The organism is Micromonospora sp. CA-248260 (assembly GCF_050942205.1).
Classification (GTDB): domain Bacteria; phylum Actinomycetota; class Actinomycetes; order Mycobacteriales; family Micromonosporaceae; genus Micromonospora; species Micromonospora antibiotica.
Genome location: NZ_CP192021.1, coordinates 6,541,223 through 6,564,686, shown reverse-complemented (window position 1 = coordinate 6,564,686; position 23,464 = coordinate 6,541,223). Strand labels below are relative to the sequence as shown.

General features: G+C 72.6%; 21 protein-coding genes and 1 riboswitch. Of the genes, 12 read left to right on the top strand and 9 right to left on the bottom strand.

Annotation, left to right across the window (positions count from 1 at the left end):
* Positions 1-13: 13 nt before the first annotated feature.
* The 3 genes from ACQP2H_RS28550 to ACQP2H_RS28540 are packed head-to-tail and all read right to left on the bottom strand — an operon-like array spanning position 14 to position 1,118.
* Complete coding sequence (locus ACQP2H_RS28550; protein ID WP_219464973.1) at positions 14-274, bottom strand: hypothetical protein; 261 nt, start codon at positions 272-274, stop codon at positions 14-16.
* The gene (locus ACQP2H_RS28545) at positions 262-525 is read right to left on the bottom strand and encodes a DivIVA domain-containing protein (RefSeq protein WP_219464972.1); all 264 of its coding nucleotides are present in this window, start codon (positions 523-525) and stop codon (positions 262-264) included. The genes ACQP2H_RS28550 and ACQP2H_RS28545 overlap by 13 nt, the downstream gene beginning before the upstream one ends.
* Positions 522-1,118, bottom strand: a complete 597-nt coding sequence (locus ACQP2H_RS28540; protein WP_219464969.1) for a hypothetical protein — start codon at positions 1,116-1,118, stop codon at positions 522-524. The genes ACQP2H_RS28545 and ACQP2H_RS28540 overlap by 4 nt, the downstream gene beginning before the upstream one ends.
* Positions 1,119-1,362: 244 nt before the next feature.
* Between ACQP2H_RS28540 and ACQP2H_RS28535 the strand changes: the two genes are divergently transcribed.
* Complete coding sequence (locus ACQP2H_RS28535; protein WP_357536374.1) at positions 1,363-1,593, top strand: winged helix-turn-helix domain-containing protein; 231 nt, start codon at positions 1,363-1,365, stop codon at positions 1,591-1,593.
* A 41-nt stretch (positions 1,594-1,634) separates the two neighbouring features.
* On the opposite strand, the gene ACQP2H_RS28530 is transcribed toward ACQP2H_RS28535, so the two are convergent.
* Both ACQP2H_RS28530 and ACQP2H_RS28525 read right to left on the bottom strand, forming a co-directional pair.
* Positions 1,635-2,807, bottom strand: coding sequence for a sensor histidine kinase (locus ACQP2H_RS28530; RefSeq protein WP_357536372.1), 1,173 nt, complete (start codon positions 2,805-2,807; stop codon positions 1,635-1,637).
* Complete coding sequence (locus ACQP2H_RS28525) at positions 2,804-3,460, bottom strand: response regulator transcription factor (RefSeq protein WP_208567840.1); 657 nt, start codon at positions 3,458-3,460, stop codon at positions 2,804-2,806. The genes ACQP2H_RS28530 and ACQP2H_RS28525 overlap by 4 nt, the downstream gene beginning before the upstream one ends.
* 125 nt (positions 3,461-3,585) lie before the next feature.
* On the opposite strand from ACQP2H_RS28525, the gene ACQP2H_RS28520 reads away from it, so the two are divergent.
* The 4 genes from ACQP2H_RS28520 to ACQP2H_RS28505 all read left to right on the top strand — a co-directional run bounded on the left by ACQP2H_RS28520 (position 3,586) and on the right by ACQP2H_RS28505 (position 7,235).
* Complete coding sequence (locus ACQP2H_RS28520; protein ID WP_208567841.1) at positions 3,586-4,131, top strand: hypothetical protein; 546 nt, start codon at positions 3,586-3,588, stop codon at positions 4,129-4,131.
* A gap of 77 nt (positions 4,132-4,208) precedes the next feature.
* Entirely contained in the window at positions 4,209-5,267 is a 1,059-nt protein-coding gene (locus ACQP2H_RS28515) for an efflux RND transporter periplasmic adaptor subunit (RefSeq protein WP_308290925.1), read from the top strand.
* 28 nt (positions 5,268-5,295) lie between these two features.
* The gene (locus ACQP2H_RS28510; protein WP_208567932.1) at positions 5,296-5,982 is read left to right on the top strand and encodes an ABC transporter ATP-binding protein; all 687 of its coding nucleotides are present in this window, start codon (positions 5,296-5,298) and stop codon (positions 5,980-5,982) included.
* Between the two features lie 77 nt (positions 5,983-6,059).
* A complete protein-coding gene (locus ACQP2H_RS28505; RefSeq protein WP_208567933.1) occupies positions 6,060-7,235 on the top strand; it encodes an ABC transporter permease in 1,176 nt (391 codons plus the stop codon).
* Between the two features lie 76 nt (positions 7,236-7,311).
* On the opposite strand, the gene ACQP2H_RS28500 is transcribed toward ACQP2H_RS28505, so the two are convergent.
* Entirely contained in the window at positions 7,312-9,126 is a 1,815-nt protein-coding gene (locus tag ACQP2H_RS28500; RefSeq protein ID WP_433229517.1) for a hypothetical protein, read from the bottom strand.
* A gap of 868 nt (positions 9,127-9,994) precedes the next feature.
* Here ACQP2H_RS28500 and ACQP2H_RS28495 point away from each other — a divergent pair.
* Positions 9,995-10,444 (top strand): DoxX family protein, encoded by a 450-nt coding sequence (locus tag ACQP2H_RS28495; RefSeq protein WP_219464957.1) that lies wholly within the window; start codon positions 9,995-9,997, stop codon positions 10,442-10,444.
* A gap of 55 nt (positions 10,445-10,499) precedes the next feature.
* On the opposite strand, the gene ACQP2H_RS28490 is transcribed toward ACQP2H_RS28495, so the two are convergent.
* The gene (locus ACQP2H_RS28490; RefSeq protein ID WP_219464954.1) at positions 10,500-11,228 is read right to left on the bottom strand and encodes a hypothetical protein; all 729 of its coding nucleotides are present in this window, start codon (positions 11,226-11,228) and stop codon (positions 10,500-10,502) included.
* 291 nt (positions 11,229-11,519) lie between these two features.
* A riboswitch (SAM riboswitch) is annotated at positions 11,520-11,655 on the top strand.
* A gap of 9 nt (positions 11,656-11,664) precedes the next feature.
* Between ACQP2H_RS28490 and thrC the strand changes: the two genes are divergently transcribed.
* The 3 genes from thrC (at position 11,665) to paaN (ending at position 15,944) form a co-directional block, all read left to right on the top strand.
* Complete coding sequence (thrC, locus tag ACQP2H_RS28485) at positions 11,665-12,951, top strand: threonine synthase (RefSeq protein WP_357536368.1); 1,287 nt, start codon at positions 11,665-11,667, stop codon at positions 12,949-12,951.
* 247 nt (positions 12,952-13,198) lie between these two features.
* Positions 13,199-14,218, top strand: coding sequence for an N-acetyltransferase family protein (locus ACQP2H_RS28480; RefSeq protein WP_433229515.1), 1,020 nt, complete (start codon positions 13,199-13,201; stop codon positions 14,216-14,218).
* A gap of 52 nt (positions 14,219-14,270) precedes the next feature.
* Positions 14,271-15,944, top strand: coding sequence for a phenylacetic acid degradation protein PaaN (gene paaN / locus ACQP2H_RS28475; RefSeq protein WP_219464949.1), 1,674 nt, complete (start codon positions 14,271-14,273; stop codon positions 15,942-15,944).
* Positions 15,945-16,488: 544 nt separating this feature from the next.
* Here the strand turns inward: paaN and ACQP2H_RS28470 are convergent.
* Complete coding sequence (locus ACQP2H_RS28470; RefSeq protein ID WP_219464947.1) at positions 16,489-17,019, bottom strand: GNAT family N-acetyltransferase; 531 nt, start codon at positions 17,017-17,019, stop codon at positions 16,489-16,491.
* Positions 17,020-17,242: 223 nt separating this feature from the next.
* Here ACQP2H_RS28470 and ACQP2H_RS28465 point away from each other — a divergent pair, with 223 nt between their 5' ends.
* From ACQP2H_RS28465 to groL, 3 genes are all read left to right on the top strand, one after another.
* Positions 17,243-17,446, top strand: coding sequence for a cold-shock protein (locus tag ACQP2H_RS28465; protein WP_067305333.1), 204 nt, complete (start codon positions 17,243-17,245; stop codon positions 17,444-17,446).
* Positions 17,447-17,941: 495 nt separating this feature from the next.
* Positions 17,942-18,700 (top strand): hypothetical protein, encoded by a 759-nt coding sequence (locus ACQP2H_RS28460; protein WP_363819700.1) that lies wholly within the window; start codon positions 17,942-17,944, stop codon positions 18,698-18,700.
* 280 nt (positions 18,701-18,980) lie between these two features.
* The gene (gene groL / locus ACQP2H_RS28455; protein WP_208567850.1) at positions 18,981-20,603 is read left to right on the top strand and encodes a chaperonin GroEL; all 1,623 of its coding nucleotides are present in this window, start codon (positions 18,981-18,983) and stop codon (positions 20,601-20,603) included.
* 105 nt (positions 20,604-20,708) lie between these two features.
* On the opposite strand, the gene ACQP2H_RS28450 is transcribed toward groL, so the two are convergent.
* Entirely contained in the window at positions 20,709-23,195 is a 2,487-nt protein-coding gene (locus ACQP2H_RS28450; protein ID WP_433229512.1) for a S8 family serine peptidase, read from the bottom strand.
* Between the last annotated feature and the right edge of the window lie 269 nt (positions 23,196-23,464).

Genomic DNA, 23,464 nt, shown 5'->3' with positions numbered 1-23,464 from the left:
CCCGTTGAGTCGATCATTCCGTCGTCAGGGCGCACCCGCCGTCGTGGCCGGCGGTGCGACCGCAGCGGCCGGGGCCGCCGAGCGGGGCGTCGCACCAGATCCGGGTACGCACGGACTGCCGGTCCTCCGGCGACAGGGTCGTCTCGCCGAAGTCGACGGCGAGCACGTGCCCGAGCGAACGACGCAACGCCATCGCCAGGGCGGCGACCTCGTCGACACTGGTCAGCCTGGTCGGCAGGTGGATGATCCAGCACGGGTCGGTCACCGTGGCCACCACCTGTTCCGGGCCGCTCTCGTCCGGCGGCAGTCGGCGTGCCCCGATCCCCACCGCCGCAGCGCCACCCGGATGCGCTCACCCTCGGTGGTGGCGGTCGCCAGGTCACGGGTGACCCGTTCCAGCTCGTCGGCGACCTGGTCGAGGAAGGCGTACACCTGCTCGGGGTCGAGGCCGCGCCACCGACGGGTGCCGAAGGTGACGGTGCGGACGTGCTGCGGCAGCAGCCGCCGCCCGGCTCGATAGATCATCCTGTCTCGCCCTTCCTGGCCGGTCGGGGTGCCGCACCTGACAACCCGTCGGTGTACGACCCCAGTGCGGCGACGGCAGCGGCCAGACACTCGGCCATCAGGTCGAGCTGCTCGGCGGCGCACCGCCACTGCCGCGCGGTCGTCTCGGTGTCGTGCCGCCCCGGTGGGGTGGTGACCCCGGTGGGGTCGGTCGGCGCGGCCTCGGCGGGGGCCGCGTCGCGGAGCTGCTGGCCGGCGGCGGTGACCCGGCCCGGGAGCTGCCGAATCCGACCGGCTGCCGCACTCCACCGGCCACGGACGGTATCCAGCGTCTCGACGAGGTCGCCGATGGTGCCCGGCTCGACGTGCCCGGCGGCGACCCGCAGCCGGCGTACCCCGTCGGTGACCTGCTGATCGACCTCGGCGGCCAGGTCGAGGGCGTCACCGCCGCTGCGTCGGGCCAGCCGGAGCGCCGGGTGGGTGCATCCCCCGCCGACGCGTTCCAGCAGCACCATCCCGGCGGCCACCTCGAGGTACGTCTCCCGCAGCTCGGCGGCGACCTGCTCGGCCGCCCGTATCGCGCTGGCGACCGGCACCTCCGTACTTGTCTCCACCGTGTCTCCTCTGCCTACGTGGGTGCCGGGGCAGCGCGCCGACCAACCTGGAAGGGGGTTCCAGCCGATCCGTACGCGCTGCCCCGGCCCTGTCCGGGTGTTCTCCCGGAGGGTGAACCGGCCCTGGTGCCAACCCGGGTGGCTCGGTCCCATGCTATTGCGCCTAGTGACATAGGTCAACCAAGCGCTTGAGGTGAAGTCGCAGAACGTGATCAGATGGGATTGCCAACCCGGGAGGATCACCATGCCCGCGATTCCGCTGAGCTACACCGACATTGCCGCCGACATCACCAGCCGGATCAGGGATGGCGAGTATGAGCCGGGGGCCAAGCTGCCCTCCTACTCGCAGCTCGCGGATCTCTACTCCGTCTCGTTCTCCACGGCTGCGCGAGCGGTGGCGCTGCTGCGTGACCGGGGTGTGGTCGTCGGTGCGCCCGGTCGGGGAGTGTTCGTCCGCGACACGGGCAACGCGTGATGCCTGACACGAGGGAACGGGTTGGGAGCTTTGGGGCCGGTTCAGCCGGTGGTGGGCAGGGCGACGGTGACCACCAGGCCGCCGTCGGGGCGGGGGACCGCCCGCACGGTCCCACCATGGGCGCGAGCCACCGCCCGGACGATGGACAGCCCCAGGCCGAAGCCCCGCTGACCGGCGACCCGTTCCCGGTTGAGCCGGCGGAACGGCAGGAACATCGTCTCGATCTCGTACCCGGGCACCACCGGCCCGCTGTTGCTGACGGTCAGGGTGGCCCGACCGTCGACCACGGCCGTGGCGACCGAGAGCCAGCCGCCGGTGTCGACGTTGTGCCTGACGGCGTTCTCCACCAGGTTCTGGGTGAGCCGTTCCAGCAGGACCGGGTCGCCGGCCGTCCGCGCCGGGGCCAGTTCGCGGGTGACGGCGAGCGTGGTGGACCGGCCGGTCTGTTCCGCGACGTGACCGGCGACCTCGGCGAGGTCCACCTCGGTGTGTTCGGCCAGCGCGTTCTCCGAGTCGGCGAGGGTGAGCAGCCCGTCGATCAGTCGTTCGTGGCGTTCGTTGACGGCCAGCAGGGTCTCGCCGAGCTGTCGTAGCTCGGGCGGGGCGTCCGGGCGGGTGATCGCCAACTCGACCAGGGACCGGTTGATCGCCAAGGGGGTACGCAGCTCGTGGGAGGCGTTGGCGACGAAGCGCCGCTGCCCGTCGAAGGACCGGTCGAGGCGTTCGAGCATCAGGTCGAAGGTGTCGGCCAGCTCCTTCACCTCGTCGGTCGGCCCGGCCAGGGCGATCCGTTCGTGTAGTCCCCGGCCGGCCCCGTCGGCTCCGGCGATGCGACGGGCGGTGCCGGTGATCTGCTGCAACGGCTGCAACGCCCGGCCGGCGACCAGCCAACCGAACGCGACCGCGGCGATGGTCACCACGGCCAGGGCCACTCCGCCCTGGGTGAGCAGCGAGTCGAGGGCGTCCCGGCGGGCGTCGTCCTGCACCTGGCGGACGATGGCGCGCAGGTGTTCGGCCTGGTTGGCGTTGATCTGGGTGCCCTGGGGCAGCGAGATCGACTCCTTGCCACCGGTCCCGCGCAGGTTGAACCCGAGACCGTGGGCGAGCCGCTGGTCCACCAGCACGTACGTCACGGCGAGCAGTACCGTGCCGGCGAGCAGGAACAGGCCACCGTAGATGAGGGTCAGCCTGGCCCGGATGGTCGGTTTCCTCATCGGATCTGGTATCCCACCCCGGGCACCGTCTCGATGACGGGTGGGTCGCCGAGCTTGCGCCGCAGCTTCATCACGGTGACCCGCAGCACGTTGGTCATCGGGTCGATGTGCTCGTCCCAGGCCCGTTCGAGGAGGTCCTCGGCGGAGACCACCGCGCCGTCGGCGCGTAGCAGCTCGGCCAGCACGCCGAACTCCTTGCGGGACAGCGGCACGAAGTTCCCGTCCCGGGTGACCTGCAACCGGGACGGGTCGAGGACGATCCCGGCCCGGGTCAGCTGCGGTGGGGCGGCGGGGCGGGTGCGTCGGGTCAACGCGTGCACCCGGGCGCTCAGCTCGACGAACGCGAACGGTTTGGTGAGGTAGTCGTCAGCGCCGATGGCCAGGCCGGCGACCCGTTCCCGGACGGCGGCGGCGGCGGTCAGCATCAGGATCCGGGTGTCCCGTTCGGCACTGACCAGGGCGCGGCAGACGTCGTCGCCGTGCACGACCGGCAGGTCCCGGTCGAGCACGACCACGTCGTACCCGTTGACGCCGATGCGTTCCAGGGCGGCGTCGCCGTCGTAGGCGACGTCGACCGCGAACGACTCCCGGCGGAGCCATTCGGCGATCGCGTCCGCGAGCAGTTTCTCGTCCTCGCACACCAGTACGCGCACCGTTCCATCCTCGCCTATGCCGGGATAACCACCGCGTTAACGTTGCCGTTTACGCCCTGGATACCGCCTCAGGAGTTGAGTTATCCCTAATGCCGGCTGTCTGCCGGTCGGAAGGGAGACCAACGATGCGACGAAATCAGCTGAGCCTGCTCCTGGCCCTGCCCGTGGTGGCGGTCCTCGCCCTGAGCGGTTGTCAGTCCGATGCCGCCGACGACTCCGGGGTGGCCAGCGCCGGTGGTGGCGGCGCGGAGCCCTCGCTCTCCGCCGCTGCGGCGATGAGCGACGAGGAACGCCAGCTCAAGTTCACCACGTGTCTGCGGGAACAGGGGCTCGACGTGCCGGACCCGCAGCCGGGGCAGAAGGGGCCCCGGTTCAACGGCGGGTCGGACGTGGACCCGGCCAAGGTGCAGTCGGCGCTGCAGCAGTGCCGCGAGTTCGCCCCCAACGGCGGGCAGCCCCGGCAGCTCGACGCGGGCCAGGTCGAGCAGGTCCGCAAGCTGGCCCGGTGCATGCGGGAGAACGGCGTGCCGAACTTCCCGGACCCGGCCGCCGACGGCCGCATCCAGCCCGGTCGGGCCGACATCGACCTGAAGGACCCGGCGGTGCGGACCGCGTTCGACAAGTGCCGGGAGACCGTGCCCAACCTCGGTGAACGTCGGGGGACGTCATGACCGGCGCATCCCGATCCGCTGACCCGTCCGTCACCGGCCCGGCTGCGTCTGCGGTCCGGCGGCGACGCCCGCGACCGGTGTTCCTGCTCGGGGCGGCGGGGCTGCTCGTGGTGGCGGTGGCGGCAACGGCGGTCACCTTCGCCAGTGACGGCCACGCCGACCGTGCGACGTCGTCCGACCGCAGGCCGCCGTCGTCCGCCAAGGTCACCCGGCAGACCCTGGTCGACCGGGAGACCAAGAACGGCGAGCTGGGGTACGGCACCCCGCGCGCCCGGGACAGCCGGCTGAGCGGGACGGTCACCTGGCTCGCCGAGGGCGGCGCGACGGTCAAGCGGGGTAAGACGCTCTACCGGATCGACGACGAACCGGTGGTGCTGCTCTACGGTGGCCTGCCCGCGTACCGGGTGCTGCGTTCCGGGGTCAGCGGCACCGACGTCAAACAGTTCGAGCAGAACCTCGCCGCGCTCGGGCACGACGGTTTCACCGTCGACGAGGATTTCACCTCGGCGACCGCCGACGCGGTCCGGGACTGGCAGGAGGACCTGGGTCTGCCGGAGACCGGGCAGGTCGAGCCGGGCCGGATCGTCTACGCCCCCGGTGAGGTCCGGGTGGAGAGCCACGGCGTGGAGGTGGGCGACACCGTCGGTGCGGGCAAGGTGGTCCTCTCGACCACCGGTACCACCCGCCTGGTCACCTGCACCCTCGACGTGGAGGACCAGCGGTTGGCCCGCAAGGGCGCGGAGGTGACCATCACGCTGCCCGACGGCACCCGCAGCACCGGCAAGGTCGACACGGTCGAGACGGTGGTGCAGACCTCGGCGGCGACGACGGGCAAGGAGTCGGAGACCGACACCAAGATCGAGGTGACCGTCACCGGGGACGACGCCAAGGCGCTGGCCGGCTACGACAAGGCGGCGGTGGACGTCGGCCTCGTCGCCTCGGAACGCGCCGACGTGCTCACCGTGCCGGTCGCGGCACTGCTCAACCTGGCCGAGGGCGGCTACGGGCTGGAGGTGGTCGAGGAGGGTGGCACCCGGATCGTCGCGGTGCGTACCGGCCTGTTCGCCGACGGCCGGGTGGAGGTCTCCGGCGACGCGGTCACCGAGGGGCTGACCGTGGGGATGCCCGGTGACTGAGCCGCCCCGGGCCGACCACCCGGACCACGTGGTCGAGCTGCGTGACGTGACGAAACGCTACGGCGACACGGTCGCCGCCCTCGGTGGGGTGTCGATGAGCGTCGACCGGGGGGCCCTGGTGGCCATCGTCGGCCCGTCCGGCTCGGGGAAGTCCACCATGCTCAACGTGATCGGCACCCTGGACCGGCCCACCTCGGGCGCGGTCCACATCGACGGGTACGACGCCGCGCGGTTGTCCGACCGGGAACTGTCCGCGCTGCGGGCCAGCCGGATCGGCTTCGTGTTCCAGCAGTTCCACCTGGCTGCCGGCGTACCCCTGGTGGAGAACGTGGCGGACGGCCTGCTCTATGCCGGGGTGCCCCGGCGGGAGCGGCGGCGGCGGGCGGAGGCGGCGCTGCGACGGGTCGGCCTGGGACACCGGCTGGACCACCGGCCGCACCAGCTCTCCGGCGGGGAGCGGCAGCGGGCGGCGATCGCCCGTGCGGTGGTCGGTGAACCGCCGCTGCTGCTGGCCGACGAGCCGACGGGCAACCTCGACTCCAGCTCCGGCGCGGGGGTGATGGAGCTGCTGCACGAGCTACACGCGGCCGGTACCACCATCGTGGTGATCACCCACGACCGGGAGATCGCGGCGAGCCTGCCCCGGCAGGTGCAGATGCGCGACGGGCTGATCGTGGCGGACTCCGCCGCCCTGACCGAGGGGGTGCTGCGATGACCACCACGCCGCTGCGGTCGACGGGCGCGGCCCGGCGAAGCGGTGCGGGGCGACCGGAGCGGCTGCGACCGGCCCGGATGAGCCCGCAGGACGTGCTGCGGGTCGGTGGCGTGGGGCTGCGGACCCGGCCGCTGCGGGCGTTCCTGTCCGCTCTGGGCATCGCCATCGGCATCGCCGCGATGATCAGCGTGGTCGGCATCTCCTCGTCGTCCCGGGCCGACCTGGACCGGACGCTGGCCGCCCTGGGCACCAACCTGCTCACCGTCGCGCCGGGGAGCACCCTCTTCGGTGCGGACGCCCAGTTGCCGGTCGAGGCGGTCGGCATGATCAGCCGGATCGGCCCGGTACGCCAGGTGTCGGCGACCGCCCAACTGGCCGACATGCCGGTCTACCGGTCGGACCGGATCCCGGCGGCGCAGACCGGTGGCCTCGGCACCCAGGCGGTGGAGCTGGACCTGCTCGACACCGTCGGCGCTTCACTGGCCAGCGGGACCTGGCTCAACGAGGCCACCGGGCGGTATCCGGCCACGGTGCTCGGGTCGGTGGCCGCGGAGCGGCTCGGCCTCGGCGCGGCCGGGCCGGACATCCGGGTCTACCTCGACGGCCGCTGGTTCACCGTGATCGGCATCCTGCGACCGGTCCCGCTCGCCCCGGAACTCGACTCGTCGGCCCTGGTCGGTTGGTCGGCCGCGACCACCTATCTGGGCCTGGACGGGCACCCGACCCGGATCTACACCCGCTCGGCCGAGCAGCACGTCGAGGCGGTCCGGGCGGTGCTGGCGGCGACGGCCAACCCGGAGCAGTCCAACGAGATCCAGGTTTCCCGGCCGTCCGATGCGCTCGCCGCCCAGCAGGCCACCGACGAGGCGTTCACCGGTCTGCTGCTCGGGCTGGGTGCGGTGGCGTTGCTGGTCGGCGGGGTGGGGGTGGCCAACACCATGGTCATCTCGGTGATCGAACGGCGGGCCGAGATCGGGTTGCGGCGGTCGCTGGGTGCCACCCGGGGGCAGATCCGCACCCAGTTCCTCGCCGAGTCGCTGCTGTTGTCCGCCCTGGGTGGGCTGGGCGGGGTTCTGCTCGGTGGCCTGGTCACCGCCGGTTACGCCGGTTCACAGGGGTGGCCGACGGTGGTGCCGCTGTGGGTGGTGGCCGGCGGCATCGGGGCGACGATCGGCATCGGTGCGTTGGCCGGGCTCTACCCGGCGATCCGGGCCAGCCGGCTGGCCCCCACCGAGGCTCTCGCCACCCCCTGACCGCCCCGCCCGACGGGTGGCCCGGCGGCCGGTGGGGGACCTCACCGGCCGCCGGACCACGATCAGCCGGGCCGGCTCAACGTCGGCTCACCCGGATCAGTTCCCAGCCGCCCTTCGGGACGCCGGGCGTCGGGTCGGTGCGCAGGTTCATCGGGTTCGCCATCCCGAGGTAGAGCGTGGAGCCGTCCACGACCATGGTGCGGACACCCTGGTTGAGCGGGTTGCCGAAGCCGCCGGTGTCGACGGCGCGGGCCGGCCGGCCGGGCGCGTCGAACGACCAGAGGTCCGCCCCGAAGGTCGGCGGGCTGGGCGCCGTGCCGGCCGGGGGCGTCGGCATCTCACCTTCCAGCGAGATGTAGGCGAAGTCCATGGTGCCGACGTAGAGCCGGCCGCCGGCCACCGCCATCTTCCAGGCGTACAGGTTGAACGGGTCGCCGAAGCCGGAGCCGCCGTAGACCGGGGTCGCCCCGGTCGGGGCCGGGGCCCACGCGCCGACGCCGTTGTTCGCGGTCGGGTCGTACGCCGGCAGCGTCGACTCGCCGTAGAGCGTCTCGATCCGTTCGTGTGCGCCACCGAGGTCCTGGCCGCGGAAGACGGCGAACGCCCGCTGGGTGTTCTGCACGGTGGCCTGGAGCTGCGCCTGACTGCGCGGCGGGTACACCGACAGGTGCAGGGCGGTCGCCTGCAACGGCACGTGCATGGTCCCCCAGTGCAGCCGGCCGCCGTAGGAGGCGAGACCACCGAGGGCGTACGCCCGGCGGACCACCGGGTCGGGCTCGTAGTCGGCGGCGGACCAGACCTGCGACCAGTTGCCGGCGTCCTCCGGGTTGAGTCCGGGTGCGCCGGCCGCCAGCGGCGGGCTCATCCAGATGCCGGCCAGGTCGGCCGGGTCGGTGCCGTCACCGGGGTCCGCCGCCGGGGCGGCGCCGACGGCGCGCGGTGCCTGCTCGCCCACGTCGGAGTACGACGGGCCGACCGGGGGCGGCGTCGGGAGGATGCCGGCTGCGGCGCGCTCGGCCACCGAGCCGTCGACGATCGCCTTGGGCCAGGTCGAGACGTAGAGCCGCCCCTGGTGCTCGGTGAGGTCGGCGACCTGGGTGGGCAGGTCGGCGACCTCGGTGAAGGCGAACGGGTCGGTGCGGTCGCCGGTCCAGCGCAGCACCCGGCCGGCCTCGCCACCGTTGGCGCCCAGCCCGACCCCGGCGTAGAGCACGCCGCCGGCAACCACCCAGTGCCGGATGTTCTCGTACGCGGTGAGGTTGGTCGAGCCGAGGTAACGGCCGGTGACGGTGTCGAAGGCGAACACGTTCACCCCGCCGACCACGCTGGGGCCACCGAGCAGTACGACGCCCTGGTGGGCGGCGGCGCTACGCAGGCCGGCGGTGGTGTTCAGCAGGTTCGCGTCCGCCGGGGATGCGGACGTGATGTCGCCGGTGCGTTCGGTGAGCCGTTCGGTGGCGAGGTCGTAGGTGTAGACCTCGGGGGTGCGGTGGTCACCGAGGGTGGCGGGCAGGGCGGGGTTGCCCCGGGCCGGTTGGCTCTGACCGAACTCGCAGACGTAGTCGTCGTTGAGGATCGGTTCGCGGACCTGGTAGCCCTCGGGCTTCAGGCAGAGCACGTTCGCCCCGGTGCCGAACCAGAGCCGGCGGCCGGCCTGGGCGAGCCCCCAGACGTACGACTGGTTGACCTTGGGCTGTCCCACGGTGCAGGGCGGTCCGGGTGGATAGTCGACGCCGACGCCGGCAAAACACTCGTCAGCGGCTGCCTTGGCGAGCAGTCGTACCGTTTCGGGGCGAATGTCGGCGTGGGCCGGAGTGGCGAGCAAGGGCAGCAGGATCAGGGTGGCAAATGCGGGCAGCAGTCGTCCCGGTAGGGGTGGTCGACGTCGCACGGTGGTCCTTTCCGTGAACAAACGGTCGGGCTGGCGATAGCCGGGACGGGTGGGCTGGATCGCTCTCGACCAGGGGAGATGGGTAATCGTTGGTGCACCCGGAGGGGTGGTGCAGGTTGCCGGATCGCGTCGGTCGACGGGAATGGCAAATTGCCGGCGCGAGGTTACGGGCCGGCTCGGTGGGGTGGTTTTGGCGGGTGATTCCGAGGGTGGTTGTCGCAGATCCGGGGGCAACGTGGTGCCGAGGCTAACGTATTACGCAGCCCGTTATCACCGGAAAAATTGTTAAGGATTTTTGAACTGGCGGCCGTGCCGGCTACTGCCGTGAGTCGATGTCGAGGTGCGGCGCTGGGTGCCGCGGCCGGGCCTCGTGAAAATTGCTGACGGGTGGGGCGTTCCGGGTGTCGCGGGTAAACCGCGCCAACCGCCTGCTGTCGTCCGAAGTTGGCGCACAGTGCGGACACCTAGCGCTGGCGGCGGTGTCGGGGCCAGGCCCCTCGCCGCTGGTCGGGTGGGCCGGGCCCGGTCGGGGTTTCCCGGTGACCTCCCGGTGGCTTCCCGCGCGAATTGCGTGCATATTCATTTTCCATAAACGCGGCGTATGAACTTCGTGACAGTTAATTCATAGTTAACAATCATTACGTTCCGAGCCGCTCCGGCTCGCGGCGGGGAGGTGGTCGGGGTCGGCCGGTGGTGGTCGCGGGTGCGTGGGCCCGGCGTCGCTCCCGACGCGACGTAGGGGTGACACCGGGACGTCGGGGTGGGGTAATGTCTCGCACCGAGACCTTCCCAGTAACAAAGAATTTATCGATTTAACTGCTTCGATGCCTCATCATGAGGGGACGTAATCCCTTCCATGGAGGTTCCCATGAACGTGTCTCGGCTCGGCGGGCCGACCCTCTCGCTGTACCGCATCGTCATCGGCCTGCTGTTCATGCTGCACGGCCTGTCCTCGGTCTTCGGGTTGTTCGGCGGCAACCCCGTGACCGGCAAGGCTGTCCCGGTCGGTGCCTGGCCCGGCTGGTGGGCCGCACTGATCCAGCTCGTCTGCGGTGCGCTGGTGCTGGCCGGGCTCTTCACCCGGCCCGCCGCGCTCCTCGCGTCCGGCTCGATGGCATACGCCTATTTCGTGGTGCACCAGCCGGAAGGGCTGCTGCCGCTGCGCAACGGAGGCGAGCTGTCGGCGCTCTTCTGCTGGTCGTTCCTGCTGATCGCGGTGCTCGGCCCGGGCTCCTGGGCGCTGGACACGCTGCTCGCCCGCCGCAGCGCCGACGCCCCGTCGGCACCGGTGGCGGAGCGAAGCTCGGTGCCTGCCTGACGCACTGACCGGCGTCGCCGGAGCCGCAACGAGGCGGCTCCGGCGACGCGTGCGGTCAGGGGTTGTACGGCGCGTCGGTGTGACTCACCTCGGCGAGGGTGCTGCCGGAGAGCTTGTAGACCGACGTCCGCTTGATGTCCAGCTCGGCCATGCCCCGGCTGGGGCTGCGGGTCAGCCAGACCACGGTGGCCTTGCGCCCGGCCACGCTGATCGAGACGACCGGGGTCCGGTCGCCGAGGTCGGTCAGCGCGCGGAACACCGGCAGGCCACCGCTGTTGCGCCACGCCGCGAGCGTGTAGAAGGTGCCGCTGCCTCCGGTCTTGATCGCCACCGCGCCCACCGCGTCCTCCGCGCCGTCGCCGTCGAGGTCACCGATGCCGCAGGGCTTCTGGAGCGTCACGGTGGCCCCGTCCTCGCCCGACCACTGCCCCCCGGCCAGCGGCAGGTAGTCCGGGTAGCCGTTGTAGGGCGTCTTGCTGCTGCCGAGCCGGGCCTCCGCCAGATGGGCACAGGTCAACGGTGCCTTGACCGGCGCGGCGGCGGTGGTGGTCGGGGCGGCGGCCGGCGGGGTGGTGGGGGCGGCCTTCTTCACCTCCGGCGACGGAGCCTCGCTGGTGGGAGTCGCCTCGGGGGAGACCTGACTCAGCACCGAGGCGGTGGAGGGCCCGGTGGACGGGCCGACGGTGGACGCTGCCTCGTCCGTCCCGCCCTGCTCACCCCCGCAGGCGGCGGTCAGTAGGCAGACCATGGTGAGGGTCGCAAGGCTCGACGGAATCCGTCGCATGGGCGGGGGGTCCTCTCTCGACGTCAGGTCTCCCGCACCGTACTGATCGATGGCAATGTCGGTCATCGGCTCGTCGGCCGGCCCCCCACCGGCCTGTCGGAGCGCGGTCAGGGGCCGACCGGAGGGCCGGTGCGCGGATCCGCACAAGGGCGTACTGAGCTGGAAACTTGCCCGAAACATCAATGGCTTCCGGTGCGGCCGGCGCACGCCCCGCCGGCAGGTGGTTCACACCGTGGGAAGCAGACTGGGCGATGGCGGCGAAGCTGCCTAGACTCGACGGCACAACTGCATACCTCATCCAGAGGGGCTGAGGGATACGGCCCGACGACGCCCCGGCAACCACCCCGCGCGCTCATCGCTGAGCGTCCCGCGGGGCAGGTGCCAATTCCGTCCCCGCCGCAGGGTGCGATGCGGGGAAAGATGAGAGGAATCCGCCATGACGTCGACGCTCGCCGCCCCCGGTATCGACACCACCGCCAGCCCGGCCCGCGCCCTGGTCTGCCGCGCCTGCTCCGCCCGCTACCCGCTCGCCGCGCAGCACGCCTGTTACGAGTGTTTCGGCCCGCTGGAGGTCGACTACGACGCCGCCGCACTGGCCGCCGTCACCCGGGAGCAGATCGAGGCCGGCCCGCAGAACATCTGGCGGTACGCCGCCCTCCTGCCCGCCGGCCAGGACCCGGCCACCCGGGTCACCCTCGACCCGGGGCTCACCCCGCTGGTGGCGGCCTCGAACCTCGCCGCCGAACTGGGCATCAGCGCGCCGCTGTGGGTCAAGGACGACAGCGCCAACCCGACCCACTCGTTCAAGGACCGGGTCGTCTCGGTGGCGCTGACCGCCGCGAAGGCGCTCGGCTTCACCCGGTTCGCCTGCGCCTCGACCGGCAACCTGGCCAACTCGGTGGCCGCCCACGCGGCCCGCGCCGGAGCGCCCTCGGTGGTCTTCATCCCGGGTGACCTGGAGCAGGGCAAGGTGATCACCACCGCCGTCTACGGCGGCGACCTGGTCGCCATCGACGGCTCGTACGACGACGTGAACCGGCTCTGCGGGGAGCTGGTGGAGACCGACGAGTTCGAGGACACCGCGTTCGTCAACGTCAACGTCCGGCCCTACTACGCCGAGGGCTCCAAGACCCTCGGGTACGAGGTGGCCGAGCAGCTCGGCTGGCGTATCCCGGCCCAGGTGGTCGTCCCGATGGCCTCGGGCGAGCTGCTCACCAAGATCGACAAGGCGTTCTCCGAGCTGGTCGAGATCGGGCTGGTCGAGGCGCCCGCCGGGGGTTGGAAGGTGTTCGGCGCCCAGTCGGCCGGCTGCAACCCGATCGCCGCCGCCCTGCACGCGGACACCGACACCATCACCCCGGTCCGGCCGACCGGCATCGCCAAGTCGCTCAACATCGGCGACCCGGCCGCCGGCCTGTACGCCCTGGAGGCGGTGCGGCGGACCGGCGGCTGGATGGAGTACGTCGACGACGAGGAGATCCGCGCCGGCATCCGGTTGCTGGCCCGCACCACCGGGGTCTTCGCCGAGACGGCCGGCGGGGTGACCGTTGCGGTGCTGCGCAAGCTCGTCGAGTCCGGCCGGCTCGACCCGACCGCCGAGACGGTCGTTTTCAACACCGGCGAGGGCCTGAAGACCATCGACGCCGTCGCCGGCCAGGTCGGCCCCACCCACCGGATCAAGCCGTCCCTGCGGGCCGCCCGCGACGCCGGCCTCCTCTCCTGATCCCCGGGGAGTGGATCTCCGAGTGACCGGAATTTCGCGGTGAGTGGCGAAAACCCGCCGGGAAGGACTTGACGGCAGGAACCGGGCGGCGCAAGATGCTCCGTGCGGGAGGGCTTTCGCCGGAGACTTTTCAAGTTCTTGCGACCCAACGCCGGAGGCGTTGTGCGAACGTCCCTCCCGACCAACGTGCAAGGGGGCCAGCGGAAATCCGCTGGCCCCCTTCGTCGTCGACAGGAAGACTCCCGGCGTGACCGTGGACATCGCAGCAATCGATCCGACCGACCAGCCGGCCCTCGATGCGGCCTACCGGATCGCGGCCACGGTCGAAGCGACGGAGTCACCCGACCTGCCGCCGCTGTGCCGTCGCCGGTTCGAGGCGCCGCTGCGGCACCCGATGCCCGGCATCGACACCCGCTGGTCGGTGGCGCGACTGGACGGCGTGGTCGCCGGCTGGGTCCGGCTCAACCTCCACCTCCTGGACAACACCGACAACGCCAGCGTCGAGCTGGTGGTGGACCCGGCGCACCGGCGGGTGGGAGTGGGGCGGGCGTTGTTCACGCACGCCCGCGAGCAGCTGCGGGCGGCCGGCGGCAAGCGGATGGTCGGCTCCGCCGTGGCCGCGCTGCCCGGCGAGCCGGGTGGACAACTGCCCGGGGCGGCCTTCGCGGCGGCGCTCGGCGCGAAGGCGGCGCTGGTCGACGTCCGCCGTCGACTCGACGTCACCGCGCTCGACCGGGACCGGCTGGCGGCGCTGCGGGCCGGGGCGCGCTCGGCCGTCGCCGGCTACCGCACGGTCCGCTGGCACGGGCACCCGCCGTCGGAGCACCTCGCCGACCTCGCCTACCTGGAGGGCCGGATGATGACCGACGCACCCCTGGGTGACCTGGAGTGGGAACCCGAGCGGATGGACGCCGAGCGCATCCAGGGCATGGAGCGGGCGCTGGACGCGCGGGGCGTCCGCCGCTACAGCGTCGCCGCCGTGCACGAGGCGTCCGGCCGGCTGGTCGCGTGGACCGTGCTCAGCCTGGCCGCGAACACCACCCGGCACGCCTGGCAGCAGCTCACCATCGTCGACCCGGCCCACCGGGGGCACCGGCTCGGCCTGCTCTGCAAGGCCGAGAACCTCGAACACACCCTGACGTACGAGCCGGAGCTGAGCGTGGTCGACACCTACAACGCGGCGGCGAACACCCACATGATCGCGATCAACGAGCTGCTCGGGTTCCGGCCGGTGGCCGGGTCCACGGAGTGGCAGTCGACCATCTGATCTGTGACACGCCCCTACTGATCTGGTCAGCATCTGTTGCATGATGGCGGGCATGACGGAGACCCCGCACCCGCTGTACGACAGGCACGCCGACACCCTGCACCGCGCGCTGACCGCGATCACCGAACGCGGGTACTGGTCCGCCTACCCCGAATCGCCCAGCCCCCGGGTGTACGGCGAGACCGCCGCCGCCGACGGGAAGGCCGCCTTCGAGGCGTACCTCGGTGGCGACTTTCCGCTCGACCAGCCCGGCACGGCCGACCGGGTCGCCACCGAGACGAGCCCGTTCGGGGTGGCCCTGGACGTGCGCTACCCGCACCCGGGCGCCGACGAGGTGGTCGCCGCCGCCTCCGCCGCCCTGCCGGCCTGGCGCGACGCCGGCCCGCAGACCCGGGCGGGGGTGTGCCTGGAGATCCTCGACCGGTTGCACAAGCACGTCTTCGAACTGGCCAACGCGGTGCAGTTCACCAGCGGCCAGGCGTTCGTGATGGCCTTCCAGGCCGGCGGCGCACACGCGCTGGACCGGGCCCTGGAGGCGATCGCCTACGCGTACGCCGAGATGACCCGGCACCCCGGGACGGCCAGCTGGGAGAAGGCCGCCGGCAAGGGCGACCCGCTGCGGATGACCAAGACGTTCCACGTGGTGCCGCGTGGGGTGGCCCTGGTGATCGGCTGCAACACCTTCCCGACCTGGAACTCGTACCCCGGGCTGTTCGCCTCACTGGTCACCGGCAACCCGGTCGTGGTCAAGCCGCACCCCCGCGCGGTGCTGCCCCTGGCGATCACCGTGCGGTACGCCCGGGAGGTGCTCGCCGAGGCCGGCTTCGACCCCGACCTGGTGCTGCTCGCCCCCGAGGCCCCCGGCGAGAAGCTGGCCTCGACCCTCGCCCTGCACCCCGCCGTGAAGATCGTCGACTTCACCGGCTCCACCGGGTACGGCGACTGGCTGGAGGCCAACGCCCGGCAGGCGACGGTCTACACCGAGAAGGCCGGCCTGAACACCGTCGTCATCGACTCCACCGACGACTTCGCCGGCATGTGCCGCAACCTCGGTTTCACGCTGACCCTCTACAGCGGGCAGATGTGCACCACCTCGCAGAACATCCTCATCCCCGCCGCCGGCATCACCACCGACCAGGGGCACAAGAGCTTCGACGAGGTGGCCGCCGGCATCGCCGCCACCGTCGGCAAGCTCACCGCCGACCCGGCCCGGGGCGTCGAGCTGACCGGGGCGATCGTCAACGACGGAGTGCTGGAACGCCTCGACGAGGTCACCAAGGTCGGCGAGGCGGTGCTGGAGTCGCGTACCGTCACGCACCCCGCGCTGACCGACGCGGTGGTCCGGACGCCGACCATCGTCAAGCTCGCCGCCACCGACACCGAGGTCTACGGCCGGGAGTGGTTCGGGCCGATCTCCTTCGTCATCGCCACCGACTCGACCGCGCACAGCATCGAGATCCTGCGGTCCACCGTCGGAGAGTCCGGCGCGCTGACCGCCGCCGTCTACTCCACCGACGAGGCGGTGCTGGACGCCGTCGAGGCCGCCGCGATCGACGTCGGGGTGCACCTGTCGGCCAACCTCACCGGTGGGGTCTTCGTGAACCAGTCCGCCGCTTTCTCGGACTTCCACGGCAGCGGCGCGAACCCGGCCGCCAACGCCGCCCTCACCGACGGCGCCTACGTCGCCAACCGCTTCCGCATCGTCCAGTCCCGCCGCCCCGCCTGACCCCACCGTCCCCTTCCCCCACCCCCGCCTTCCCACCACCCCCACCCCCGTCCGCGCTCCGGCTGCGGGCGGGGGTGGTCCGTGGTCGGTGGTCCGTGGTCGGTGGTCCGTGGTCCGTGGTCGGTGGTCCGTGGTCCGTGGTCGGTGGTCGGTGGTCGGTGGTCGGTGGTCGGCCGTCGGTGGTCCGTGGTCGGTGATCAAGAGGTTTACGTCAGCCTGAGTGGCTGATTTGACGTAAACCTCTTGATCACCGGCCCGGCCCGGCCCGGCGCGGCCCGGCCCGGCGCGGCGCGGCCCGGCGCGGCGCGGCGCGGCGCGGCCCGGCGCGGCGCGGCCCGGCGCGGCGCGGCCCGGCGCGGCGCGGCGCGGCGCGGCGCGGCGCGGCCCGGCGCGGCGCGGCCCGGCCCGGCGCGGCCCGGCGCGGCGCGGCCCGGCCCGGCGCGGCCCGGCGCGGCGCGGCCCAGCCCGGCGCGGCCCGGCGCGGCGCGGCCCAGCCCGGCGCGGCCCGGCGCGGCCCGGCCCGGCCTGGGGTTTGGGGTGGGGGTCAGGCGGGGCGGCGCATCTGGAGTTCGGTGAGGGCGGGGATCTTGGGGTGCGGGACGCGGACGCCGGTGTCGGTGAAGCCCAGACGGTGGTAGGCCCGGTAGGCACGGTCGTTGCCGACCACCACCTCGAGCATGAGCTGTGGTCGGCCGCAGGCGCGCGACCAGGCGGCGACCTCGTCGATCAGCGCGCCGAGCAGGCCGGTGCCCCGCCACGAGGGGTTCACGTAGACCGCGTAGACGACCGTCAGGTCCGGCTCGTCGGGGGCGACGGTGCCGCCCGCGTGGCCGACCAGCCGGCCGCCGGGATCGGCCACGAACTGGGCGGTGTGGCACCCCTGGGACACGTACGCGATCCGGGCCGCGTAGTCGGCGTGCGGGCGGGCGGCGGCCTCGGCGACGGTCTCCAGGAAGGCCAGCGGCGCATCCGCGAGCATCTCCAACCGCAGCGCCCGCATCCGGGCGGCGTCCTGCGGGCGCACCCGGTGCACGGGTGCCGTCCGGGTCACCGGTGGGGCCGGGGCAGATGTCATGTGCGCATGCATACCGCAGCGATGAACGCCGATGGGTAACCGGGTCGATACCCGTCCGATTTAGGCCGATTTGAGGTCGTGCGCGGTCGTCACTCCTCGTGTAGCGTGCGATTTCGGTCACCGATTCAGCGGCCTTCACCGATCGCCGAAACGGTGGTTCTCCGCTGTCGGCCCGCCGGCATCCCGGGGTTGTGGAACGCCGCGCAGAGTGAGGAAGTGCACCGTGGCACAGGGCACCGTCAAGTGGTTCAACTCCGAAAAAGGCTACGGCTTCATCGCCGTCGACGGCGGGCAGGACGTCTTCGTCCACTTCTCCGCCATCGAGATGGACGGCTACAAGGCGCTCGACGACGGTCAGCGGGTGGAGTTCGAGATCGCCCAGGGTCAGAAGGGGCCGCAGGCCGAACGGGTCCGCGTCATCGCCTGACCTGTCCTGCGGGTCCCACCCGCCGGGCCACCCGTGGGACGGTTGGCGGCGGGGGTCGGTGCGGGGAAAGATCGTGAACCGTCCAGGCGTCCTCGCTGAGGAGGGTTCATGTCCGACCAGTCACCTCCGGGTCCACCCGGCCCCGCTGCCGGGTCGCCGGGCGGACCATGGGGCCCGCCGCCGGGGGGCCCGCCGTCGGGCCAACCCTCGTGGGGTCCGCCGCCCGGGGGGCCGCCGTCGGGCCAACCCTCGTGGGGTCCGCCGTCGTGGGATCCGTCCGCAGCGGGGCCGCCGGGCTGGAGCTATCCGGCTCCCGGTGGCCCGTACCCGGGCTATCCCCCGGGTGCCGACGGCGGTTTCCCGCCGCTCGGGAGCTATCCGCCGCTCGGGGGTCATCCGCCGGTCGCCGGGGGCGGCTCCTGGGGGCCGGCGGACCCGCTGGTCAATCCGCCGTACGCCGGGCTGGAAGGCTGGTTCGCCCGGTGCACCGGAGCGTTGCGTCGAAGTTGGCGGACCCTGCTGCCGTTGATGCTGCTCACCCAGGTCGTGCCGGCGGTGGCGGTGTCCCTGCTCTCCCTCGGCACGGGGCCCGACGCCGCCCCGCTGCCCGCCGACGGCTCGATTCCCGACGGCTACCTCAGTGACCTGGTGATCTACGGGGTCTCGGTGTTCCTGGTCGCGCTGGCCTTCGGGGTGGTGCAGGGCATCGGCTGGGCGGGTGGCACCTGGGTGGTGGCCCGGCAGGCCGCCGGCCAGCCGGCCGACCTGCCCGGCGCGCTGCGCTACGGCGCGCGCCGCTGCCTCGGCCTGTGGGGCTGGATGCTGGTGCTGGGCCTGCTCATCGGCGTCGGCTTCTGCCTGTGCCTGCTGCCGGGCATCTACCTGGCGTTCGCCCTCGCCCTCGCCGGCCCGGTCTACCTGTTCGAGGGGCAGAACCCGATCGGGCGCTCGTTCCGCATGTTCCACGACCGGTTGGGCATGGTGCTCGGCCGGGTGGCGCTGGTCGCACTCGCGGTGCTGCTCGGCAGCGTGCTCGGCGGGGTGGTGGAGTCGGTCGGCACCGTGCCGTTCGGCACCGACCCGTTCACCGCGCCCGGCACCGCCGTGGGTGCGGTGGCGGTGATCCTGGTGAGCGCCGTGCTGGTCGTGCCGGTCTACCTGGTGCAGCTGGTCGGCCTGGTCGTGACGTACGCCGAGCAGCGCGCGCAGGAGGGGCCGGTGAACGTCGCGCGACTGGTGGCGGAACTCGGCTGACCGGCCCCATCGTGCTTGCACTCGGCAGGGGAGAGTGCTAAACAGGTCATTGGCACTCGCATACGGTGAGTGCCAATGGTCGGGGCGGTAGGGCCACGGTCACATCGGCGTCTCGATGGCGTCGGGTGGCACATGGCCGGTCGTCGCGGGCTGTCCGGCCCGACCGAGGAGGACGTCGTCGTCGCCAGGTGGCGACGTCCCCAAGGTGCGTACACCAGGCGGCCCGTCCGGGGACACAAACCCCCGGGTGGCCCGTGAGTGTCCAGGAGGACAACGCCGTATGGCCAAGATGATCGCGTTCGACGAAGAGGCTCGCCGCGGCCTCGAGCGGGGCATGAACCAGCTCGCCGACGCCGTAAAGGTGACCCTCGGCCCCAAGGGCCGCAACGTGGTGCTCGAGAAGAAGTGGGGTGCCCCCACCATCACCAACGATGGTGTGAGCATCGCCAAGGAGATCGAGCTCGAGGACCCGTACGAGAAGATCGGCGCCGAGCTGGTCAAGGAGGTCGCCAAGAAGACCGACGACGTCGCCGGTGACGGCACGACGACGGCGACCGTCCTGGCCCAGGCCCTGGTGCGCGAGGGTCTGCGCAACGTGGCCGCCGGTGCCAACCCGATGGCCCTGAAGCGGGGCATCGAGGCTGCCGTGGCCAGCGTCTCGGAGGAGCTGTCCAAGCTCGCCAAGGACGTCGAGACCAAGGAGCAGATCGCCTCCACCGCCTCCATCTCCGCCGGTGACAGCACCGTCGGCGAGATCATCGCCGAGGCGATGGACAAGGTCGGCAAGGAAGGCGTCATCACCGTCGAGGAGAGCAACACCTTCGGGCTGGAGCTGGAGCTCACCGAGGGCATGCGCTTCGACAAGGGCTACATCTCCGCGTACTTCATGACCGACCCGGAGCGTATGGAGGCCGTCTTCGACGACCCCTACCTGCTCATCGTCAACAGCAAGATCTCCTCGGTGAAGGACCTGCTCCCGATCCTGGAGAAGGTCATGCAGTCGGGCAAGCCGCTGCTGATCATCTCCGAGGACATCGAGGGTGAGGCCCTGGCGACCCTGGTCGTCAACAAGGTCCGGGGCACCTTCAAGTCGGTCGCCGTCAAGGCGCCGGGCTTCGGTGACCGCCGCAAGGCCATGCTCGCCGACATCGCCATCCTCACCGGTGGCCAGGTCATCAGCGAGGAGGTCGGCCTCAAGCTGGACGCCGTCGGCCTCGACATGCTGGGCCGGGCCCGCAAGGTCGTGGTGACCAAGGACGAGACCACCATCGTCGACGGTGCCGGCGACGCCGACCAGATCCAGGGCCGGGTCAACCAGATCCGGGCCGAGATCGACAAGAGCGACTCCGACTACGACCGCGAGAAGCTGCAGGAGCGGCTGGCCAAGCTGGCCGGCGGCGTCGCGGTGATCAAGGTCGGCGCGGCCACCGAGGTCGAGCTGAAGGAGCGCAAGCACCGCATCGAGGACGCCGTCCGCAACGCGAAGGCCGCCGTCGAGGAGGGCATCGTCCCGGGTGGTGGCGTCGCGCTGGTGCAGGCCGGCAAGACCGCCTTCGACAAGCTGGACCTGGCCGGCGACGAGGCGACCGGCGCGCAGATCGTCAAGATCGCGCTGGACGCCCCGCTGCGGCAGATCGCCGTCAACGCCGGCCTGGAGGGTGGCGTGGTCGTCGAGCGCGTCCGCAACCTGGACGCCGGTCACGGCCTCAACGCCGCCAGCGGTGAGTACGTCGACCTGCTGGCCGCGGGCATCATCGACCCGGCCAAGGTGACCCGGTCCGCGCTGCAGAACGCCGCGTCGATCGCGGCGCTCTTCCTCACCACCGAAGCCGTCGTGGCGGACAAGCCGGAGAAGACCCCGGCCGCCCCGGCTGGCCCGGGTGGCGGGGACATGGACTTCTGAGTCCAGCTCCAACGCCGAACGGGGCGGGCCGCGCGAGCGGTCCGCCCCGTTCCGTGTCCGAGGACCGTACCCAGCCGGGCCGGCTCACCCCGGCGACCGGGGCGGTCAGCGGCGGGCCGCCCGCACCGCAGCGTACGCGTCGACCAGACCGGCCCCGGTCGACGCCGCCACCGGGCCGCAGCTGAGGTCGGCGGGCCCGGCGGGTTGCGCGGTGTCCCGCAGGATGTTCCGGGTCCGGTCCAGGTCACCGACCAGCGCCGGGTTCGCCGACCACATCAGTGCCACCACTCCCGCCACCTGCGGGGTGGCCATCGAAGTGCCGTCCAGGGCGGCGTAACCGCCGCCGGGCATCGCGGAGAGGACCTCCGCGCCGGGGGCGACCAGGTCCGGCTTGGCCGCCCCACCGGCGGCGGGCCCCCGGCTGGAGAACTCCGTGACGCGCCGGTCGCGGCCCACGGCACCCACCGTCAGCACATCGGGGTACGGCGCCGGCGGGTCGACGATCGACCCGCAGTCGGGTCCGGTGTTCCCTGCGGCGGCCACCACCAGAATGCCTGCGGCCGTCAACGCGGCGGTGGCCGGGCGCAGCGCACCCGCATCACAGCCCTCGACCGGTGGGCACCCCCACGAGTTGGTGAGCACGTCGGGGGCCCGCTCCGGCCGACCGTCGGTGAACGGGTCACCGCCGGCCGGGAACGGGGCCAACATGAACTGGAGGCAGTCCAGGTAGTGCGCGGGGCTGCCCAGGTTGCGGTCGAGGTTGACGCAGCCCACCCACTGGGCTCCGGGGGCGACCCCGATGCCGTCGCGTCCCACCGCGCTGGCCGTGGTGTGGGTGCCGTGACCGCCGGAGTCGGTGGGGGCGCGGGTGTGGTCCCACGGGTCGTACCAGGAGTCGTCGCCGCCCCGGAAGTTGGCGGCCAGGGTCGGATGGGTGCCGTCGACCCCGGAGTCCGAACTGCCGACCACCACCCCGGCCCCGGTGACGTCCAACTCCGACCAGACCCGGTCGGCGCCCAGCATCCGGATGTTCCACTCCGGCCCGGTCGGCGCGGGCCGGTCACCCCGGCTGGCCGGTGCCGGCGCGGGCAATGGTCGGAGCCGCTGGCTGACCAGCACCCGGGCCACCTCCGGCCGCCCGGACAGCCACGCCCGCACCGCTGGCCCGCCGTCGGTCTCGATCGCGTTGACCAGGTAGTACGGCGTCGGGTCGAGGTGTAGCCGGGTCAGGTCCCGGCGCAACGCCCCCTGGGTGCGTTCGGCGGTGGACACCAGTCGGCGGTAGACCTCGGCGGTCCGCGCCTCCCGGCCGGCGCGACCTGGCGTACCGGCGGGGATGCCGGTGAGGTCGGCCTGCTCGCGGAGCACCACCAGCAGCCGTTCGCCGTGCAGGCCGGGCTGGCCGGCGACCACGTCGACCACGCCGACGGTGAGCAGCAGGACGGCTGCGCTCGACGCGGCGACCAGCCGGCGTGGTGCGCGCCCGCGTGGCCGGGCGAGCAGCACCCCGTACCCGATGGCCAGCACGACCGCGACGGCGAACCCGACGCCGGATGCGACCGCGACCCAGTAGGGGACGTCGCGGGTGGTGGCCAGCAGGACCGAGATCTCCTCCGGGTCGGCGAGCGCCAACGGGCCGAACGCCGCCAGACCGACCAGCCACCGGACCGGCGCGGCACCGGCCGGTGCGCCGGCCCGGCGGGCCGCCACCTGGCACGCGCCCAGCACGAAACCGAGCGGCGGGACGAACAGCAACCCGGGCAGTTGGGCGCCGGAGTGGCCGGTGCCCGCGACGACCAGCAGCAGGACCACCCCGGCGACCAGGCCGCCGACCAGCACGGTACGGGCGGCCCGGGGTGGCCCGTCGCCGGTGAAGGGGGACCAGAACCGGTCGCCCAGCAGCGCTGCGGCCAGCAGGCCGACCGCCGTCGCGGCGAGCGCGGCGAGCGCGGTCTCCAGCAGACCGCCCAGCGCGCCGAACCGCACCCACGGCAGCAGCAGGGCCAGTCCGGCCGCGATGGCCAACAGGGTGACCGCCCTGGGTCGGCCGGCACGATCCGTGGCCGTGGCCGTGGCCGTGGCCGTGGCCGTGGCCGTGGCCGTGGCCGTGGCCGTGGCTGTGGCGGTGCCCGTGGGCTGGGGTGGGGTGGTGGCGGCCGGGCCGGACAGTCGGGCGGTCAGCAGCGCGAGCAGGGTCGCGGTGACGGCCAGCGCGGCCAGGTACAGCTCGTGGTGTACCTGGGGAAGCGCCCGCAGGGAGCCGAGGGCGAGCAGGGCGAGCGCCGCGCCGAGCCAACCCCACCCGGTGGCCCGTACCCGGGGTGAACGGGGGAGCAGGGCCAGCAGCAGGGCGGGTAGGCCGACCAGCAGGGCGGTGGCCAGGCTGAGGGCCGGCCAGAGCCACGCCTGCCGGTCCCATCCCGCGGCCACCTGCAACTGCTCGACCGACCAGCCGACCGCCTGGAGCAGGACGGCGAGCACGACCGTCCAGCCGCCGGCCAGTGCGGCCGCCACCACCGGCCACGGGCTCGACGGACGGCCGGCGGCCGATGGTGGGCCGTAGCCCGGCGGAGGTGGTGTGTCGGCCAACATCCGGAAACAGTACGACGCACGTCGCCGTCCGACGGCTTTGCCGGTCCGACGACCGTCCCCGCCCGTCGCCGGTGGACCCGGGGAAACGCGGACCTGCGCGGTCCCCGCCCTCGCGTGGGCTCGGCTCCGCCCGGTCCGCCGCTGCGTCCACCTCCCGCGTTCCGTCGCTTCTCCCAGGTCGCCGGCACCGTTCCGTGGTCACGGAAAGTGACGGAAGGTGGGGGTGTGGACCTCCACCTTCGGATCCTTTGCTCTGCTGCCCTGGACGC

Excerpts from the sequence above, each read along its gene's own strand:
- ACQP2H_RS28545 (WP_219464972.1), bottom strand. The coding sequence starts at position 525 with ATGATCTATCGAGCCGGGCGGCGGCTGCTGCCGCAGCACGTCCGCACC.
- ACQP2H_RS28535 (WP_357536374.1), top strand. The coding sequence starts at position 1,363 with ATGCCCGCGATTCCGCTGAGCTACACCGACATTGCCGCCGACATCACC.
- ACQP2H_RS28530 (WP_357536372.1), bottom strand. The coding sequence starts at position 2,807 with ATGAGGAAACCGACCATCCGGGCCAGGCTGACCCTCATCTACGGTGGC.
- ACQP2H_RS28520 (WP_208567841.1), top strand. The coding sequence starts at position 3,586 with ATGCGACGAAATCAGCTGAGCCTGCTCCTGGCCCTGCCCGTGGTGGCG.
- ACQP2H_RS28505 (WP_208567933.1), top strand. The coding sequence starts at position 6,060 with ATGAGCCCGCAGGACGTGCTGCGGGTCGGTGGCGTGGGGCTGCGGACC.
- ACQP2H_RS28495 (WP_219464957.1), top strand. The coding sequence starts at position 9,995 with ATGAACGTGTCTCGGCTCGGCGGGCCGACCCTCTCGCTGTACCGCATC.
- ACQP2H_RS28490 (WP_219464954.1), bottom strand. The coding sequence starts at position 11,228 with ATGCGACGGATTCCGTCGAGCCTTGCGACCCTCACCATGGTCTGCCTA.
- thrC (WP_357536368.1), top strand. The coding sequence starts at position 11,665 with ATGACGTCGACGCTCGCCGCCCCCGGTATCGACACCACCGCCAGCCCG.
- paaN (WP_219464949.1), top strand. The coding sequence starts at position 14,271 with ATGACGGAGACCCCGCACCCGCTGTACGACAGGCACGCCGACACCCTG.
- ACQP2H_RS28470 (WP_219464947.1), bottom strand. The coding sequence starts at position 17,019 with ATGACATCTGCCCCGGCCCCACCGGTGACCCGGACGGCACCCGTGCAC.
- groL (WP_208567850.1), top strand. The coding sequence starts at position 18,981 with ATGGCCAAGATGATCGCGTTCGACGAAGAGGCTCGCCGCGGCCTCGAG.
- ACQP2H_RS28450 (WP_433229512.1), bottom strand. The coding sequence starts at position 23,195 with ATGTTGGCCGACACACCACCTCCGCCGGGCTACGGCCCACCATCGGCC.